The sequence below is a fragment of the Megalodesulfovibrio gigas DSM 1382 = ATCC 19364 genome (genome assembly GCF_000468495.1).
In the GTDB taxonomy this organism is placed as follows: domain Bacteria; phylum Desulfobacterota; class Desulfovibrionia; order Desulfovibrionales; family Desulfovibrionaceae; genus Megalodesulfovibrio; species Megalodesulfovibrio gigas.
Window position 1 is genome coordinate 581,717 of record NC_022444.1, and the last position, 18,984, is coordinate 600,700.

General features: G+C 64.6%; 14 protein-coding genes. 4 read left to right on the forward strand and 10 right to left on the reverse strand.

The window, feature by feature from the left end:
* Positions 1-10: 10 nt before the first annotated feature.
* Positions 11-748, forward strand: a complete 738-nt coding sequence (locus tag DGI_RS02550) for an ABC transporter ATP-binding protein (protein WP_021759091.1) — start codon at positions 11-13, stop codon at positions 746-748.
* Positions 745-3,333, forward strand: a complete 2,589-nt coding sequence (locus DGI_RS02555; RefSeq protein ID WP_021759093.1) for an ABC transporter permease — start codon at positions 745-747, stop codon at positions 3,331-3,333. Before DGI_RS02550 ends, DGI_RS02555 begins: the two co-directional genes overlap by 4 nt.
* Positions 3,334-3,484: 151 nt before the next feature.
* Here DGI_RS02555 and DGI_RS02560 read toward each other — a convergent pair whose 3' ends face one another.
* From DGI_RS02560 to DGI_RS02595, 8 genes are all read right to left on the reverse strand, one after another.
* A complete protein-coding gene (locus tag DGI_RS02560; RefSeq protein WP_021759095.1) occupies positions 3,485-3,961 on the reverse strand; it encodes a response regulator in 477 nt (158 codons plus the stop codon).
* Positions 3,962-3,983: 22 nt separating this feature from the next.
* Positions 3,984-4,679 (reverse strand): hypothetical protein, encoded by a 696-nt coding sequence (locus DGI_RS02565; protein WP_021759097.1) that lies wholly within the window; start codon positions 4,677-4,679, stop codon positions 3,984-3,986.
* On the reverse strand, positions 4,657-5,049 hold the full coding sequence (locus DGI_RS02570; protein WP_021759099.1) for a response regulator: 393 nt from the start codon (positions 5,047-5,049) through the stop codon (positions 4,657-4,659). The genes DGI_RS02565 and DGI_RS02570 overlap by 23 nt, the downstream gene beginning before the upstream one ends.
* Entirely contained in the window at positions 5,046-6,821 is a 1,776-nt protein-coding gene (locus tag DGI_RS02575) for a sensor histidine kinase (RefSeq protein WP_021759101.1), read from the reverse strand. The genes DGI_RS02570 and DGI_RS02575 overlap by 4 nt, the downstream gene beginning before the upstream one ends.
* Positions 6,818-7,222 carry a NifB/NifX family molybdenum-iron cluster-binding protein gene (locus tag DGI_RS02580; RefSeq protein ID WP_021759102.1) on the reverse strand — a complete coding sequence of 135 codons (405 nt, stop codon included), beginning with the start codon at positions 7,220-7,222 and terminating at the stop codon, positions 6,818-6,820. The genes DGI_RS02575 and DGI_RS02580 overlap by 4 nt, the downstream gene beginning before the upstream one ends.
* Positions 7,215-8,456 carry a sigma 54-interacting transcriptional regulator gene (locus tag DGI_RS02585; RefSeq protein WP_021759104.1) on the reverse strand — a complete coding sequence of 414 codons (1,242 nt, stop codon included), beginning with the start codon at positions 8,454-8,456 and terminating at the stop codon, positions 7,215-7,217. Before DGI_RS02585 ends, DGI_RS02580 begins: the two co-directional genes overlap by 8 nt.
* Before the next feature lie 77 nt (positions 8,457-8,533).
* Positions 8,534-8,947, reverse strand: coding sequence for a hypothetical protein (locus DGI_RS02590; protein ID WP_021759106.1), 414 nt, complete (start codon positions 8,945-8,947; stop codon positions 8,534-8,536).
* A 36-nt stretch (positions 8,948-8,983) separates the two neighbouring features.
* Positions 8,984-9,883: a sulfite exporter TauE/SafE family protein gene (locus DGI_RS02595; RefSeq protein ID WP_235619960.1), complete on the reverse strand. Its 900-nt coding sequence runs from the start codon at positions 9,881-9,883 to the stop codon at positions 8,984-8,986.
* 422 nt (positions 9,884-10,305) lie between these two features.
* On the opposite strand from DGI_RS02595, the gene DGI_RS02600 reads away from it, so the two are divergent.
* On the forward strand, positions 10,306-11,334 hold the full coding sequence (locus DGI_RS02600; RefSeq protein WP_021759108.1) for a sigma-54 interaction domain-containing protein: 1,029 nt from the start codon (positions 10,306-10,308) through the stop codon (positions 11,332-11,334).
* A gap of 137 nt (positions 11,335-11,471) precedes the next feature.
* On the opposite strand, the gene DGI_RS02605 is transcribed toward DGI_RS02600, so the two are convergent.
* Together DGI_RS02605 and DGI_RS02610 are read right to left on the reverse strand one after the other, a co-directional pair.
* A complete protein-coding gene (locus DGI_RS02605; RefSeq protein WP_021759109.1) occupies positions 11,472-14,630 on the reverse strand; it encodes an efflux RND transporter permease subunit in 3,159 nt (1,052 codons plus the stop codon).
* A gap of 161 nt (positions 14,631-14,791) precedes the next feature.
* Positions 14,792-16,054: an efflux RND transporter periplasmic adaptor subunit gene (locus DGI_RS02610; protein ID WP_158407280.1), complete on the reverse strand. Its 1,263-nt coding sequence runs from the start codon at positions 16,052-16,054 to the stop codon at positions 14,792-14,794.
* A 192-nt stretch (positions 16,055-16,246) separates the two neighbouring features.
* Between DGI_RS02610 and DGI_RS02615 the strand changes: the two genes are divergently transcribed.
* Entirely contained in the window at positions 16,247-18,982 is a 2,736-nt protein-coding gene (locus DGI_RS02615) for a hybrid sensor histidine kinase/response regulator (protein WP_021759111.1), read from the forward strand.
* Positions 18,983-18,984 lie beyond the last annotated feature (2 nt).

Below are 18,984 nucleotides of genomic sequence, written 5' to 3' on the forward strand. Positions count from 1 at the left end.
ATTAGACCACATGCTTGCAGACTCCCTCGGCGGATCCGCAGATCCGACGGCAGCAACGTCCCTGGCGGCCATGCGGGCCGTCTCCCTCACCGTACAGGGGGGCAGCGGCGCGGTCAACGTGTTGCGCGATCTCTCCATGGATCTGTACCACGGCGAAACCGTGGCCGTCACCGGGCCGTCGGGCTCGGGCAAGACCACCATGCTCATGGTCCTGGCCGGGCTGGAGCGCCCCACCTCGGGCCGCATCGTGGTGGACGGGCAGGATCTCTCCACGCTGGACGAAGACGGCCTGGCCCGCTTCCGGCGCGGCCGCGTGGGCATCGTCTTCCAGGGATTCCACCTCGTGCCGACCATGACCGCCCTGGAAAACGCCGCCCTGCCCCTGGAACTGGCCGGGGACGCCCAGGCCGGCATCAAGGCCGCGGCCGCCCTGGACGCCGTGGGCCTGGGCGCACGACTGCGGAACTATCCCGCCCAGCTCTCCGGCGGGGAACAACAACGCGTGGCCATTGCCCGGGCCTTCACGCCCCGGCCCCGGCTGCTGCTGGCGGACGAGCCCACCGGCAATCTGGACGCCGCCACCGGCGAACGCGTCATGGAACTGCTCTTTTCCCTGCAGCGCGAGTATGGCGCCACCCTGCTGCTCATCACCCACGATATGGCCCTGGCCCGGCGCTGCGGCCGCATCCTCCAGATGCACGACGGCCGACTGCTGACCCCGCAGCCAGATGGAGCCCCCCAGCCATGACCGCCCTGCAGCAACTCCTCCTGGCCGTGCGCCTGGCCCGACGGGAACTGCGCTCCGGGCTGGCCGGCTTTGGCGTGTTTCTGGCCTGCCTGGCCCTGGGCGTGGGCGCGGTGGCCACGGTGGGCGTGGTCTCCGCCTCGGTGGACGCCACCCTGCAACGCGACGCCCGCATTCTCTTCGGCGGCGACCTGGGGATCTCCCAGACGCACCTGCCCATCGCAGCCAATGCCACCGAATTTCTGCGGCAGGAAGGCGAAGTCACCACCTTCGTCGCCATGCGCACCATGCTGCGGCCCGAGACGGGCCAGCCCGGGCAGCCGGCGGGCGGCCGACGTTCCCTGCTGGTGGAACTCAAGGCCGTGGAGCCGAGCTATCCGCTGGTGGGCGAGGTGGAGATGGAAGGCGGCGGCAGCCTGGCCGACGCCCTGGCGGCCACAGCCGGCGTGCCCGGCATGGTCAAAGACGGCGTGCCCGGCATGGCCGTGGAACGCAGCGTGCTCCAGCGGCTCAAGCTCCAGGTGGGCGATACCGTGCGCCTGGGCCGCAGCGTGCTGCGCATCGGCGGCGTCATCCGCAAGGAGCCGGACCGCCCGGCCGGGTTCCTGGGGCTGGGACCGCGGGTCATGCTGGCAGCGCAGGATCTGCCCGCCACGGGCCTTGTCCAGCCCGGCAGCGTCGTCACGCACACCACCCTGGTCCGGCTGGACGATCCTGCCCGCCGCAGCCCCGTGCGCGAGGGCCTGCAACGAGACTTCGCCGAACCGGGCTGGCGGCTGCGCACCCTGGACGACGCCAGTCCGGGCCTCTCCCGCTTCTTCGACAACTTCGCCAACTACCTCACCCTGGTGGGCCTGGCCTCCCTGCTGGTGGGCGGCATCGGGGTGGCCAACGGCGTGCAGGGGTATCTGGCCCGCAAGGACACCACCATCGCCACCCTCAAATGCCTGGGAGCCTCGCGGCGGCTGGTCACGACCACGTATTTGCTGCAGATTACCGCCCTGGCCCTGCTGGGCAGCGGGCTGGGCAGCGGGCTGGGCGTGGGCGCGGCGGCGGCGGTCATTCCGGCGTTGTCCGACGCCCTGGGCATTGAAGTGACCTTGTCCGTGCAGCCGCTCTCCCTGTGCACGGCCATGGCCTATGGCTTGCTGACCAGCCTGGCCTTTGGCCTGTGGCCGCTTTCCGCCGCCGGGAGCATCTCCCCGGCCCGGCTCTTCCGCGGCTATGCGGACGCCGCCCCCCGCCGTCCTTCCTGGCCGGCCCGGCTGGGCAGCCTGGCCTGCGCCGCGCTGCTGGTGGCCCTGACGGTGCTGGGGGCGCATCACGGCGGCGCCACCCGGGTCATCCTCGGCTTCTACGGCGGCGTGCTGGCCACCATGATCGTCTTCCGCCTCTTCGCCTGGCTGCTCATGCATGCCGCGGCCCGGCTGCCGCATCCATCCAGCCCGCGGCTGCGCATGGCCCTGGCCAACCTGCACCGGCCCGGCGCGGCCACGCCGGCGGTAGTCTTTTCCCTGGGGCTGGGCCTGACCATCCTGGCGGCCATTTCCCTGGTGGACGGCAACCTGCAGCACGCCATCGCCACGCAGTTCCCCAGCCGGGCGCCGTCCTATTTCTTCATCGACATCCAGCATACGCAGATCGAACAGTTCCGCGCCCTGGCCGCCGCCGTGCCCGGCGTGACCCGCCTGGAGGACGAGCCATCCCTGCGCGGCCGCATCGTCAATATCGACGGCGTGCCCGTGAGCCAGCGGAACATCGGCGAGAATGCCCAATGGGCTGTCCGGGGCGACCGGGGGCTGACCTTTGCCGCCACGCCGCCCAAGGGATCGCGCATCACCGCCGGGCAATGGTGGCCGCCGGACTATGACGGCCCGCCGCTGATCTGCCTGGAGGCAAACATCGCCCGCGGCTTCGGCGTCGGCGTGGGGGATACGCTGACCGTGAGCGTGCTGGGCCGCGAGGTGACGGGAACCATCGCCGTGCTGCGCAGCATCGACTGGTCCTCCCTGGCCCTGAATCACGCCATCGTCTTCACGCCCAACGCCCTGGCCGGCGCACCGCATGCGTACATCGCCACGGCGTATGCCGAGGCCGAGGCCGAAGGGCAGCTTTTCGAGGCCGTCGCCGACGCCATGCCCAGCGTGGTGGCCGTGGGGGTCAAGGAAGTGCTGGCCGACGTGCAACGCATCGCCGAAACCATCGGGCTGGCCGTACGGGCTGCCGGGCTGGTGACGGTGGCCGCAGGGATTCTCGTGCTGGCCGAGAGCCTGCGCGCCAACCTGACCCGCCGGCGCTATGAGGCCGTGGTGTTCAAGGTGCTGGGCGCCACGCGGCTGGATGTGCTGCGGGTGCTGCTGTGGGAATTCCTGCTCCTGGGCGCAGCGTCGGCCGTGGTGGCCGCCGGCCTGGGGGCGGCCCTGGCCTGGGCCTTTACGGACGCCATCCTGCGCACGGAGTATGTGCTGCTGCCTGTGCCCCTGGCCGCCAGCCTGGCGGCCGGCGTGGCCGCCACCGTGGTGCTGGGGCTGTGGGCCGTGCGCAGCGTGCTTTCCCGCAGTGCGTGGGAGTTTTTGCGCAATGAATGACGCATGCCCTGCTGACTGGGCACGTCATCTTTGAATGGAGTTCTCGGGGAAACCCTTTCCAAAGGCTTTTTAGGACGTTGTGAGAGGGAGTTTCGGGGGAACCCCGTTCTGAAGAACAGTTTTCCCCCGAAACGCATTTCAAAAACGGCTGTTACTTGCCGGTGCGGTCCTTGAGACCGTCGTCGATCATGGATTCGTCGGCGCTGTCGAAGTCGCCGGCTTCGGCAAAGGCCGCGGCCACCATCATGCCTTCGAGCTTTTTCTGATAGGCATTGGTGATGGAGAAGATCAAGGCGTCGATGTCCACAGGCTTCTTCATGTATTCAAAGCAGCCGATGCGGGTGGCTTCTTCCTTGTCCTTTTCCGTGCCGTGGCCGGTGAGGATGATGACCTGGACCTTGGGATTGGCCTTGCGCACCTGGCGCAGCACTTCCATGCCATCGATGCCGGGCATGCGCAGGTCCAGCACCATGACATCGGGCACGCTCTTTGCGATCATGGCCAGGCCATCCTCGCCAGAGAGGGCCACCTGGGGATTGAACTCCCGCAAGCGGAGCCGCTCGGCAAGGGTGTTCACAAAGCTTTCTTCATCATCCACGAGCAGCAGCTTGATTTTCTTGGCAGGCATCGTTCTCTCTCCTTGGAGTTGTTCACATGGTACAATGGCAGGAAGCGTCGCAGGTGGGGACCGAGACGCAGCAGACACGCTGCCCGCCCCGATCCTGACACGTCACCTGGAAGCCGGGCAGCCGGTCCCTGAACGCCGCGTCCACAGCGTGCAAGGGCAAGGCTCCCTCCGGAGCATGCTTCCAGGACCATTCCACCGCCAGCGCCCCTGCACTGTGGTACGGCCGCACGAGGACGGTGGCCCCGGCGGGTGCGGCTGCAAGGCAGGCCTCCATGCCTTCCAGGCAGGCGAAGGCCAGTTCACGAGCAGAGACCCCGGCGCGCTCGGGGGCTTTGCGTTCATCCATTTCAAACACCAATCGCCGCGCCCTGGCCCTGCGCCGCGCCAGCTGCATGAGCTGACGGAGCATGGGCAGGCAGGATGCGCCGGACTCCTGGGCCTCCAGCAAGGCACCGTAACGCTTGACGGCTTCGGCCAGGGCGCTGCCCAGGGCCACCTGGTCCTGGATGGTCGTGGCAATGCCGGCAAAGCGGGCCTTGGTGTTGGCGTCCAGCTTTTTGTCCAGGCGCAGCAAATCTGCCAAAAGGCCCGCGTTTTCCTGCACTGCAGCCAGCACGTTGAGCATGTCGTGCATGGCTGTGGCGCACACGCCGGTCATCAGGCGCAGTTCCCGGCAGGCGTCGTCGCCCGCGGTGCTATTCGGTAAATCCTGCGGCATCCATGGCCTCGGTAATTTTCTTAAGCAGGTCGTCGATATTGATAGGCTTAACCATGTAATCGAACGCCCCGAGCCGCATGCCCTCCATGGCATCCCGCGTGGCGCCGTGGCCCGTGAGCAGGACCACCTGCACCTGTGGATGGCTGAAGCGCAGGGTTCTGAGCACGTCCAGCCCCTTCATGCCGGGCATGAACATGTCCAGAATCACCACATGCGGCGTGCGGGCATGGATTCGGGCCAGAGCCTCCTGCCCATCGTGCACCACCTCGGGTTCAATGTCGCGAAGGCTCAGGCGCTCCGCCAGGGTGGAGACGAACTCCACCTCGTCGTCCACCAGCAAAATCCGCCATTTGTCTCGGTCGAGAGTCATGATCTCTCCCCTCCCTGGCCGTGCGCCACTGGAAGCAAAATGGTGAAGGTGGTGCCAAGGTTGGGCTTGGACGCGAGGGCGATATCGCCGCCCAGGCGCTTGATGATGCCATAGCTGATGCTCAGGCCAAGCCCGGTGCCGGTGCCCTTTTTGGTGGTGAAGAACGGCTCGAACACGTGACGCTGCACGTCCTCGCTCATGCCGCAGCCGTTGTCCTTGATGGAGATGCCCACGGTCTCGTCGTCCTGCCGCCAGGTGGCCACAGCAATGACTCCGCCATCACTTACGGCGGCGAAGGCATTGTTGAGCATGTTCAGGAACACCTGCTGCAACTGGCCACGGTCGGACTCGATGGTCGGCAGGCCTTCGGCCAGATCGAGGGAGAGCTCAATGTTGCGGTAGGCGCCTTCACGTTCCAGGAAGGAGGCCGTTTCCTTGAGCACCTCATTCACGTGGATGGACTCGATGTTCACGTCCATCTGCCGGGCAAAGCCGAGCATGCGGTGGGTGATGTTGCGGCAGCGGGCCACGGCGGCGGCGATGGCGTCGATCTGCTTGATGAAGCGGTCCTTTTTGGGGAACTCCGCCTCCAGGGCCAGCAGATCCTTCATCAGGCCGGCCTTTTCGTTGATGATGGCCAGGGGGTTGTTGATCTCGTGAGCCACCCCGGCAGCCAGCCGGCCGATGGACGACAGCTTCTGGGAATGCTCCACATGGCGGAAGGCCAGTTCACGGCGTTCGTCGCTCTGCTTGAGGCGATCCACCAGATCCCCGGTGAGCTTGTAGGCCACCAGCAGGATGAGCAGCACGCTGGCCACCAGCAGGATGGCCAGATCCGCCCGGAACAGCCCCTTGGTGGAAAAAGCCGCGCCCTTGGGCTTGATGGCCATGAGCACGTATTCGCTGTCCGGAATGTAGACGTAGGCCATAAGGGCGGCCCGGCCGTCCGGGGCTTTGAACTCCACCACCTGGGTCTCGTAGCTGGTGCGCGGCATGGGGAAGGGAATGGGCTGCAGCAGCGCGCCGTAGTAGGTGGAATCCGTCTGCAGAATGCCGTGCTTGTTCAGCAAAAACCCGTCGCTGTCCGGGGAGATGCCCATGGCGGCAATGAGGCGTTCGTACTGCCTGGTGTCCACGGTGGCGCGCAAGGTCCACCACTTGCCGTCGTTGCCCAGCTGCCGGACCACGATGACAATATGCGGAAACCTGCGCAAGCCGGTGAAGACATCCGTGATGTAGCTGCCATGCAGGGCGGCCTCGCGGAACCAGGGCTGATCGGCATATTCCTTGCCCTTGAGATCGTACGGCCCCACATAGCTTACCTGCCGGCCGTGCTCATCGATGAAGCCCATGTCCACAAAGCCGCTGAACTTCTGGCGCATGACCTCGAAGATGTCCGCCAGGGCTTTGTCGTCGCTGAGTTTTTCCACCGGATACGCCGAGGCGATGAAGCTGACGGCCGAAGTGCGCTCGGCAAAGAACAATTCAAAGGAATTCTTGGTCTTGCTCACCAGCGCCCGCAAGGGGGCCTCAAACTCCTTGGCCACGATGGTCTGATAAATCTGATAATTGATGACCGTCAGCACGCACAGCGGCGCCACGGCCACGCCCAGCAGCAGCGCCACGATCTTGCGGCGCAGCATGCGGTAGCGCGTGGGGGACACCCCGTCGTGCAGATCAGCCCGATGCCGGGCCGCAGCCTGGGCCGGGGCGCTGTGCGGACCGGATGCAGTCTGCGTGGACACGCTGGCAGAAGGGTCCGTGTGGCTCATGCTCCGCCTCCTTGCGTTCCAGTGGGCCTCGCCGCCCCCATGGCGGCGGGATACAGCATGGCCCCGGCCTGCAGGGTGCCGGCCACATACCGCCGCACGGCCTCGTCCGCAGGTCCCATGATGTCATCAATGACATCCACCCGCTTCCATCGCAAGTAGTGGTAATGGTCCTCAGGAATGCCGTTGACCACCACCACCGCCACGCCGTGGGCGAGGATGAACTCGCACAGCTCGTCGGCCGAGGCGCGCGGCAGGACAATGGTTTCCGTGACGCATTCCCCGCCGGGTGCGGACGCATCGGCAACCTCCGGCACATCCACCAGCAGCACGGCCAGGGCGGCATCGAATCGCGGGGCAACGTCCCGCCCGGCCAGGGGAATCAGCATGCGGCGGCTAGCCATGGCCTTGCTCCGTGGACCTGCCCGCCGTGGCGGCCAGGGCCAGATGCGGCGGCAGGTGTTCGGCCAGGATCTGCCCGCCCTGACAGACCATGACGGCGTATTCCACGATGTTTTTCAACTCCCGGATGTTGCCCGGGAAGACGTATTGCGTCAACGCCGTCTGCGCATCGCGGGAAAAGCCGTCGATCTTGCGGCGCAGGGAGGCGGCGCTATGCTCCAGGAAGCGTTGGGCGAGGTACAGGACATCCCCTTCGCGCTCACGCAGGGGCGGGATGACGATGCGGAAGGTATCCAGCCGCTTGGCCAGATCCACCCGCAGCCTTCCCTGGCGGATGAGGAGTTCAGGATCGGCATTGGTGGCAGCCAGCAGCCGGCAACTGACCGAAACCGGCGCCTTGCCGCCCACGGGCGTCACCGTGCCCTGCTCCAGCATGTGCAGCAACCGCGCCTGATGCGGCAGGGGCAGGTCGCCCAGTTCCGCCAGATACACGGTGCCGCCGCCGGCCTTCCGGAACGCGCCCGGCAATTCATGCTCCACCCAGGGCAGGCCGCCTTCGGCCGCGCCAAACAGCTCCACATCCAGCAGCGTGTCCGGCATGGGGCTGACGTTGACGCGGACAAACGGCTCCCTGGACCTGAGCGAGAGGGCGTGCGCCACCTCGGCGAAGACGTCCTTGCCCACGCCCGTCTCCCCGCAAAAGAAGAGCGGCGCATCGCTGCGGGCCAGGGCCGGCAGCACCTCCAGCAGTTTTTCAATCTGCGCCGAGCGGCCCAGAATTCGGGCGCTGCCGCCGGGACTGCGAAAGCCCCGGGCGCAACGGGCGCATTCGTCCCCACTGGAGGCCATTTCCTCCACAATCTCGATGCGGAACGGCCCGGCCCCGGAATCCGGGAGCAAGGGCATGCCCGTGAGCCGCACTGGCAGCAGCCGGCGACCGGCAGCCAGGAGATCGGTTTCCACGTTAATAAGCTTGCCCGGCGTCTGCGGCGGGGTGCAGCCGTGCATGCACAGCCGGGTGCGCACCACCTGGGCGCAGGGCAGTCCCAGACACGTCGCCCTGGAACGGCCGGTGAGTTCTTCCATGCGCCGGTTCAGGTACAGCACGCGGCGGCAGGCATCCATCACCACCACCCCATGCGGGTAGCCGTCGAAGGCATCCAGGAAGTCCCTGGCGCAGGTGGCCTGCGCCAGGTCCTCCAGGGGGGGAAGGCTTGTGGCATGCGGTGCGGTCATCTTTGCATCCTGCCCCACGGGGTGTGTCCGGTTGCGTCCGTATGCGGCGAGTATGCCCCGCCGGTTCCCGATGCTGCTTAATGCGCCCCGCCGCCCACGATGCCGGAAGCGGCAAAGATGAGCACCAGCACCTCGCCCAGGGCGATGAGCGCCATGATCTTTTCGCCCTTCTTGAGGAAGGCAGGCACAAGCGGGATATACGCGACGATGGTCATGCCGGCCAAGAGGGCGATGCCAAGGAAGTTGACGAAATCGCCGGTGCCCAGCAGGGCGGTCCAGCCCCAGCCGTGGGGCACGTTGCCTTCGTGCAGGTAGGTGCCCGCCGTGCCGGACCACAGATGCATCAGCTTCTGCAGGGGGACATGCGGTTCCAGAATGCCGGTCACATACAACGCAAACGTGAGCACCATGAGCGCCAGGCCGGCGATGTTGCCGTAATACAGCATGTTGGCGTAGGTGATCTGCTCTTGGGGCGTCTTGATGTCAGACATGATGTTCTCTCCTGAATGTGGTCGCGTCTTGCGGGGTTAGATGCCCAGGCCCTTCAGCAGCGCCTTGGCGCCGGCGAACAGCAGCACGCCGATAACCATGTACCGGATGAACTTGGGCTTGGCTTTGGCCAGCAGGTTCACGCCCACAAAGGAACCGCACATCAACCCGATGATGGACGGAATGGTGATGAGCGGAATCACGCAGCCCTGGTTCAGGTACACCCAGGCGGCGGAAGTGTCCGTGATGGACAGCAGGAACTTGGAGGTGCCCACGGCAATCTTGAGCGGCGCGCCCATGAGCAGGTTCAGCACCGGCACGTTGGCCCAGCCCGCGCCCAGGCCGAACATGCCAGCCATGACGCCAATGACGATGAACAGCAGCAGCCCCTGCAAGGTGCGGTGGGTCTTCCACTCAATATTCTCGCCCGTGGCGACGTCGTGATAGACGCCAGACATGCCCAGGGCCGCGCCCAGCCAGTCCTGCTTTTCCACGTGCGGCCGGGTGACGTTCTTGGAAGTCAGCAGCAAAATGGCGATGAACAAAATGGTGCCGCCCAGGCAGAGCTGCACCACGTTCGTGGGCAGGGCCAGCCCCATGAACGCACCCACAATGGAACAGCTGGACGCGATGAGCGCCACAGGCAAAGCCAGCCGCAGGCTGGCCAGGTTGCGGCGCAAGAGGCCAGGCCCGGCAGCCAGCGCCCCGGCCAAGGCCACCATGAGGCCCGTGCCGCGCACGAAATCCAAATGGAAGGGAAAGAAGCCGCTCACCAGGGGCACAAACAGCACGCCGCCGCCTACGCCAGCCAGCACGGCAATCACGCCCAGCACAAAGCTGAACAGCACCAGGGCAATGGGCCACACCCACCACGGCGTGGCGCTTTGCGCCCCAGCCTCGGCCTGGGCCAGGGTTTCATGCGGCAGAAAAGCCAGCATGCAGGCCACCGACACCGCCAACAGGAGCGCCAGCAGCACTCCCTTTCTTTTATCCCGCAAACTCATGGTTGCCACGTTCCCTCCGGGTACTCATTGGGGTTGTTGGTGTGGGTCCGGCTCGGCGTTCCTGCGGACAGCGCGCGTCCGCAGGAACGGCTGCAGGCTGGACGACCTGCAGGAACCGCAGCCCCGGCCATGCACATGCATGGCTTGTTAAAACCCTCACAAGCAACCATTGTGCCATGAGGGAAATCGAGGCCTGACGCGGGTTTTGCTGGACAAGCTCCGCACAAATCGGCAAATTATTTCCGGAGAGCGGCACACAGATGCCGATACGCCTCCCAAGCCTTGTCCTCCTGGAGACACCACAGGGGCAGAATCGAGCTTGTCCGCCATCGCACATGCCTTTGGAGGCCAGCAACATGGAAACCCGCACCACACAAACCGGCATTTCTTTTCCGGTTCCGCCACATCCCTTACTGGCAGACGTCCCCGAGACCCTCATTGAGGGCATGGACCTCATCATCTGCTCCCCGGCCATGCAGGCCACCCACCGTGTGGCCTGTCAGGTGGCCGCCTCGGATGCGCCAGTGCTCATCCAGGGCGAATCTGGCACCGGCAAGGAGCTCTTCGCCCGGCTCATCCACGGGCATTCCGGCCGGCACACCAAGCCGTACGTGGCGGTGAATTGCGGTGTGCTCAAGGGCGAACTCTTTGCCGACAAGTTCTTCGGCCACGAAGCCGGCGCCTTCACCGGCGCATTGCGGCTGCAGAAAGGCAGCTTTGAACTGGCCGAAGACGGCTCCTTATTTCTTGATGAAGTAGGTGAAATTCCACCACAAAACCAGGTGGACTTTCTGCGCGTGCTGGAGGAGCGGCGCTACAAGCGCCTGGGCGGCGAAAAGCTGTTGCCCTTCAAGGCCCGCATCATCGCCGCCACCAACCGGGATCTGACGGCCATGGTGCGCCAGGGCGACTTCCGGGCGGATCTGTTCTACCGGCTCAACGTCATTCCCATTGTCCTGCCGCCACTGCGCATGCGCCGCGAGGAGATCCCGCCCCTGGCCACCTTCTTTCTGGAACGATTCTGCCACCGCTACCACAAGCGCGACCTGGACTTCACCCCGGAAACCATGGAGCGCCTCACCACCTACCACTGGCCCGGCAATGTCCGCGAACTCAAGAATCTGGTGGAACGGCTGGTGCTGCTGGCGCCGGGCGGCAAAATTCTTCCGGATGACCTTCCCCTGGACATGGAACCCGGCCTGCAGACCGGCGAGGCCCACACGCCGCCGGCATGCCTGAGCCTGGACGCCGCCGTACGGGAGGCGGAATTACGCGCCATCCGCCGGGCGTTGCACGCCACCAAGGGCCGCAAGGCCGAGGCGGCCCGGCTGCTGCAAATCAGCGACCGCGCCCTGCGCTACAAAATGCGCGAGCACGGGATGTGAGGGGACGAAGGCGCTGCGACGTTTGAAAAAGAACACTGCGAGAGGGGAAACCTTTTGAAAAAGGTTCTCCCCTCTNGGGGGAACCCCTTTCTACAGAAAGGGGTTCCCCCAGGAACTCTTTTCAAACGCAACGTGCCTTAATGCGTGCTCTTCGTCTCCGGCGCATCCACCGGCTGTTTCTTGCCGGATCGCTTGGTCACGGCCACGAAGAGGGCTGGAATCACGAACACCCCGCAGATGGTGGCCATGAGCATGCCCGCAGCCACGCTGACCCCCAGGGCCACGCGGGAGTTGGCCCCTGCCCCGCTGGCCAGCACCAGGGGCAGCACGCCCAGGATGAAGGCGAAGGACGTCATCAGGATGGGCCGGAACCGCAGCCGCGCCGCGTGCATGGCCGCGTCCATGACGCTTTGCCCCTGTTTGTGCAGGTCTGAGGCGAATTCCACAATGAGAATGGCGTTCTTGGCGGCCAGGCCCACGAGCATGACCAGGCCTATCTGTGCATAGACGTTCAGATCCAACCCGTGCATCCACTGGCCCATGAACGCCCCCAGGGCGGCCAGGGGCACGGAGAGCATGACGGCAAAGGGCAGGGACCAGCTTTCATACTGCGCTGCCAGCACCAGGAAGCAGAACAGGATGGCCAGGGCAAAGATGATGCCCGTCTGTCCGGAGGCCTTGACCTCCTGATAAGCCGAGCCGCCCCAGTCGTAGGCATAGCCCTGGGGCAGGGCGGTGGCGGCCAGTTCCTTCAGGCGGGCAATGGCCTGACCGGTACTGACTCCTGGCGCAGGCACGATGTTGATTTCCGCCGTGCGGTACAGGTTGTGCCGCTTGGTGAACTGCGGCCCCGTGAGGCTTTTGGAATCCACCAGAGTGGCGAGGGGAATCATCTCGCCGGCCACGCTTTTCACGTAGAAGCGGCCCATGTCTTCCGGGGTGACGCGGAAATCCGGCATGGACTGCAGCATCACGCGGTAACTGCGGCCGAACATGTTGAAGTCGTTCACATACAGCCCGCCCAGGTAGATCTGCAGCGTCTGGAAGATCTCGTTCACCGGCACGCCCAGGCCCTTGGCCTTTTCGCGATCCACCAGGGCCTCGATCTGCGGCGTATCCACGTTGTAGGCCGTGAAGGCAGCGGCGAACATCGGCTCCTTGCGGCATTCAGCCAGGAAATCCCCTGAAATCTTGGCCAAATCTTCCGGAGTGTTGCCGCTGGTATCCTGCAGCAGGAACTGGATGCCGCCCACGGTGCCCACCCCGGGGATGGGGGGCTTGATGAAGATGAAGGTGTCCGCCTCGGCCAGATCCTTGAGGGATTGCCGGGCCTTGGCCACGATGGCCCCCAGCTGCAGTTCCGGCGTCTTGCGCTCGCTCCAGTTCTTCAGGGTCACGATGGCGCAGACCACGTTGGGGGAGTTGATGTTGGTGGTCATGGAGAACGCCCCCAGCAGGATGACCTCGCCCACCCCATCCAGGGCCAGGAGACGATCTTCCACCACATCCGCCACTTTCTGGGCGCGTTCCTGGGAGGCCCCCTGCGGCAGGGTGATTTCCGCAAAGAACACGCCTTCGTCTTCATCCGGCACCAGCCCCGTGGGCAGGGACGTGCCCAGCAGCCCGGCCGCGACGTAGGTTGCTACCAGCAGCGCGAACATCAGCACGAGCTTGCGGGCGAACAGGCCGGCAAAGCTCACGTAGCCGTTGGTGGTGCGGTCGAACACGGCATTGAACTGCCGGAAGAACCAGCCCAGCGGGCCGCCGCCTCCCCCCTGCTTGCCCGGCTTGAGCAGCAGCGCGCACAAGGCCGGCGACAGCGACAGCGCATTGATGGCCGAGATGAGCACCGAGCCGGCCAGGGTCAGGGCGAACTGCTGATAGAGCTGGCCCGTGAGCCCGGTCATGAACGCCAGGGGGATGAACACGGAGTTCAGCGCAAATGTCACGCCGATGATGGCTCCGGTGATCTCCCGCATGGCCTGCCGGGTGGCCTCCTTGGGCGTCATCCCGTGTTCGATGTGATGCATGGCTGCTTCCACCACCACGATGGCGTCGTCCACCACAATGCCGATGGCCAGCACCAAGCCGAACAGCGTCAGGGTATTGATGGAGAAGCCCAGCGGCCCGAACAACGCAAACGTCCCGATGATGGACACGGGCACGGTGATGAGCGGGATGATCGTCGCCCGCCAGTTCTGCAAAAAGATGTACACCACCAGAAACACCAGGATGACCGCCTCCACAAAGGTGTGGATCACTTCCTCAATGGAGACGGTGACAAACTTGGTGGCGTCGTACGGGATGGAATACGCCAGGCCCGCGGGAAAACGCGAGGACAGCTCTTCCAGCGTGGCCGTCACCTGTTTGGCCACATCCAGGGCGTTGGCGCTGGGCAGCTGATACACAAGGAGCAGGGCGGAAGGCTTTTTGTTCAGATGGCCGTAGGAGGTGTAATCCTTGGCGCCGAGTTCCACGGTGGCAACATCTTTGATGCGTACTGAGGTGCCGTCCGAGCGGGCCACAAGGATGATGTCCTGGAACTCTTCCGGCGTCACCAGCCGGCCCTTGACGCGGATGGGCAACTGGAACTGCGTGCCGGCGGGCGCGGGCGGCATGCCCAGCTGTCCGGCCGGCGCCTGGACGTTCTGCTCCTGGATGGCGTTGTACACGTCGGAGGCGGAGAGGCCCAGGCGCTGCAGCTTGTCCGGGTCCACCCAGATGCGCATGCCGTAATCGCCCGCGCCCACCAGATTGATGGCGCCCACGCCGGGGATGCGGGCCAGGGTATCCTGAATGTTGATGGTGACGTAGTTGGAGAGGAAGAGATCATCCAGGGAGCCGTCGGGCGAATAGACGCTCACGACCATGACCATGTCCGGCGACTTCTTCTGGATGTTCAGCCCTTCTTTAATGACGTCCGACGGCAGCTTGGAATTGGCCAGGCTGACGCGGTTCTGCACATCCACGTTGGCCAGGTCCAGATCGCGGCCAATCTCGAAGGTGGTGGTCAGGGTCATTTTACCGTCATTGGAGCTGATGGAATCCATGTACAGCATGGCTTCCGCGCCGTTGACCTGCTGCTCGATGGGCGTAGCCACGGTTTCTTCCACCACCGTGGCCGTGGCCCCGGGGTAGGTGGCGGTCACGCTCACCGTGGGCGGGGCAATCTGCGGGAACTGCGCGATGGGCAGGCGGAAGATGGACAGCACCCCCACCAGCACCATGATGATGGCAATGACCCCAGCCAGCACCGGCCTGTCGATGAACAAATTTCCCTTGCTGCCTTCAGACATGAGGGCTCCCCTTCACACACGCCCCGACGCGGGGCGCAGGCGTTGAATGCGCACGGGCAAGATGCCAGAGCATGACCCCAACCTTTCGGGAAAAGCCCTGCAAGGCGCAAGGAGCTTTCGCCAGAAAGGTGTCCCCCTGAAAACGACTAAAAAACAGCCTGTTAGCTTGACGCCGGCTTGGGAGCGACCTTCATCCCCGGCCGGAGCTTCTGGACGCCGTCCACCACCACCGTCTCCCCGGCGTTCAGGCCTTCCTTGATGACCATCCTGGCCCCCACGCGGTCGCTGGTTTTGACTTTGCGCTCTTCCACCGTGCTGTCGCTTTTGACCACGTAGACAAAGTTCATGCCTTGCAGTTGCTGCACGGCCTTTTGCGGGATGGTGACGGCATTTTCCAGCGAATCGGCCTCGGCGCGGATGCGGGCGAACTGGCCGTCGCGCAGCAGCGTGTCCGGATTGGGGAACGCGGCACGGATGGTCAGTGCGCCGGTGGAGGCGTCCACGGTGCTGCCCACCATGTTCAGGGTGCCGCCGTGCTCGTACAGGCTGCCGTCGGCCAGGGTCAGCTGGAAGGTCGGCGGCATGCCTTCCTGCCCGACCTGTTTTGCGCGCTCGGCGTTGCGGCGGGCCACCTGGATGTAGTCCTTTTCATCGATCTGAAAGACCACATAGATGGGATCGATGGTGGTGATGGTGGCCAGGAGCGTGCTTTCGCTGCGGCCCACCAGCCCGCCGGGCTTCACCTGGGCCGTGCCGATGCGGCCGGAGACCGGCGCATACAGCTTGGTATACGAAAGATTGAGCTGGGCCTGCGCCAATTGGGCTTCCGCGGATTCCACGGCGGCCTGGTTGCGGGCGATTTCCGCATCCTGATTGACCTCGGCCTGGGTCAGCAGCGCCTTGTTGGCCTCCACCACGGCAGCGGACTCCCGTTCCGTGGTTACGGCCTGGTCGTATTCCTGCTTGCTGACAAAATCGTTCACCACCAGCGTCTTGTAGCGTTTGGCGTCCTGCTGGGCATTGATCCAGGTGGCCATGCTCTTGGCCAGATCGGCCCGGGCCTTGAGCACTTCCACGCCACGCTTGGCGGCTTCCAGGTCGGTCTTGGCCTTGTTGAGCGCGGCCTGGGCGTTGCGCACGGACTCGTCGAACTGGGAAGGGTCGATGGTGAAGAGCAGATCGCCCTTTTTCACGGTGCTGCCTTCCGCAAACTCAATGGTGGCCAGAAAGCCTTCCACCCGGGCGCGGATCTCCACGCTCTCGGCAGCCTCAATGCGCGACGGGAACTCACGAAAAAGCGGCACAGTTTCCGATGCCGCCTGAACCACCCCCACCTCCACCGCCGCCGGCGCAGCAGGAGACGCATTCTGCGCGTGGGCCACCCCTGTGCCCATGAACACGGTCACAGCCAGGAGGCCTGCCACGGAAAGACACTGGACAAATACCCCCAGCAACCATATGCCCAACACAAGGCCACGCCCATCCCAGCCACGCATTACCATTGCGATTCCCATGCCATGAGTGTTCGCGAGCCGCATTGTATTCCCCTGGAATTCCAGCATTCAGGCTGCACACCCCAGCGTGCCGCCGCCATTTTTTCCAGTGGCATCAATAGCATGTTTCCCCCCCCAGGGGAACAGTTTTTCTCAACGGCCCGGCAATTTTCCATCCTGGCCACGGCGCTGCTCTGGCTCCTGCTGTCCGTGGCGAACGTTCAGGCAGAGCCCGAGCTGCCGTTGCAGCTGCAGCGCGACCCCCTCTGGCGGCATGTGCTCTATCTGAACTCGTATCAAAACGGCTACAGCTGGTCCGACACCATCCTGGTAGGCGCGCGGGAGGCCTTCCAGAACGCCACCTACAGCGTGGACCTGCAGGTGGAATACCTGGACGCCAAGAAGTACTCCCTGGAGACAACGCAAAACATCTATACGGAACTCTTCAAGAAAAAATTCGAGGGCCAGACGTTCCACGCCGTCATGGTCTCGGACAACAACGCCTACGATTACATCCTCACCCACGGCGACGAGCTGTTCCCGGGCGTGCCTGTGGTCTTTTCCGGCATCAACGATTTCAAGGCCGAAGACCTGATCGGAAAACCGAACATCACCGGCGTGCTCGAATACGTGCCGGCCCGGGAAACCCTGGAAGTGGCCAGAAAGCTGCATCCGTACCGCCCCATCGTGCATGTGCTGGGCGACACCTCCCTCACCTCCCGCGCCATCACGGCCCAGGTGCGCGAGGCTGCCACGCACTTTTCCCATGTGATGCGCTTTTCCTACCACGAAATCACGTCCTTTGCCGATCTCAACCAGGTGCTCAAACAGCTGGACGATCAATGCATGATCTTCTTCATCCCCTTTTACATTGCCGAGGGGGGACACAGCCACACTGTGGAAGACGTGCTGGAGTACATTTACAACAACACCAGCGCGCCCATTTACACAAGCTGGCTGTTCTTTCTTGGGCATGGCGCACTGGGCGGACGCCTGCTGGACGGCAGGCAACAGGGCCATGCCGCCGCCGAAATGGTGGTGCGCATCTTCGACGGCGAGCGCCCCCGGGACATCCCCGTGCTCGCCGGCACGCCCAACGAGTTCATCTTCGACTACAACGTCATGAAGAAGCTGCACATCCGGGAAAACATGCTCCCCAAGGGCAGCCTGCTCATCAATGAGCCCTCGCCGTTTTACGAACTGGACAAGCAGGTCTTCTGGACCCTCATGGGCAGCATGGCCGCCATGGGCACGGTGCTGGTGCTGCTGGCCCGCACCATCGTGCAGCGCCGCCGGGTGGAGCAGCAGGTGGTGGATCAGCTCTCGTTCATGCGCCTGCTCATGGACAACATCCCCCAGCTCGTCTACTGGAAAGACAATGAATGCCGGTATGTTGGCGCAAACAAGTCCTTTGTGGAATTCTTCCACCTGGGCGATCCGGAATCCGTGGTGGGTCTGACCAACCGCGACCTCATGTCCAGCGATCATTACGCCGTGCGCGGCGAGGCTGAAGACCGGCAGGTGATGGCCGTTAATCAGCCGAAATACAAGATGATCTGGAACGTGGACCGCCGCGACGACGTGCCCGTGACCCTGGAAGTGAGCAAGGTGCCCCTGCACGACAAAAGCGGCGCCGTGGTGGGCGTGCTCTCCTCTGCCGAGGACATCACCCGCCGCGTGAGCCTGGAGCGCCAGTTGCTGCAATCGCAAAAAATGGAGGCCATTGGCGCCTTCGCCAGCGGCATTGCGCATGATTTCAACAATCTACTCACCACCATCACCAACTCCATCGAGCTGGCCATGCTGGACATCCCCCCCGAGGCCGAAGCGGCGGACGATTCTGCCCGGGCCCTCAAGGCTGCCCGGCAAGGGCGGGATCTGGTCCGGCAGTTGCTCACCTACACCCGTCCCACCCGCGAGGGGCTGGAGCCCACGGACGTGGCCCGGGTGGTGCGCGACGCCGTCAGTCTGGTCCGCGCCAGTCTGCCGGCAGCCATCCGTCTGGAAGAGGATTTGCCGGACGAGTTGCCCCTGTGTCTGGTGAACCCGGCGCAGATCCGGCAGATTGTCATGAACCTGTGCTCCAACGCCTACCAGGCCATGCGCCAGTCCGGCGGAATCATCACCGTGACGCTGGATCTGGTGGATATTTTCGACGACCGCGCCGACGTGCTGCGCGTGGCCCCGGGCCCCTACCTCCGGCTGGCCGTGCAGGATACCGGGCCTGGCATTCCGCCGGAAATACTCAATAAAATATTCGACCCCTTCTTCACGACCAAAGACAAGGGCGAAGGCACCGGCCTGGGCCTGGCCGTGGTGCAGGGCATTGTGGCGGCCCACAAAGGCACGGTGACGCTCTCCAGCACCCCCCACGTGCGCACGGTGTTCGACATCTTTTTGCCGTTTCTGGAAGAAGACGCCGTGCTCGGCCCGGTGGAGGAAACCCGGGCCGTACCGGGCACGCAGTCCATCCTGTTCCTGGAAGACAACCAGGACCAGCTGCGCACCATCCCCCGGGCCCTTGCCCGCCTGGGGTACACCGTGCAGGCCTTCCCGGCCGCGGCCGAGGCCCTGGAGGCCATGGCCGGCATCGTGGGCGGGCGCATCGGCTATGATGTGGTGGTGACGGACTATGACATGCCGGACATCAACGGGGCGGAATTCGCCCGCGCCCTGGAGCAGCTCTTCCCGGACATCCCGGTAATCATGGTCTCGGGCCGCGGCACCGCCCTGGAGGCCGCCCGCAACGTGCCTGCCATCAAGCATGTGCTGCTCAAACCGTACAACGTGGCCGACCTGACGCGGGTGATTCAGGAGGTGGTGGGGAAGGCGACATCCGGCGCTGCGAAGGACGCCTGATT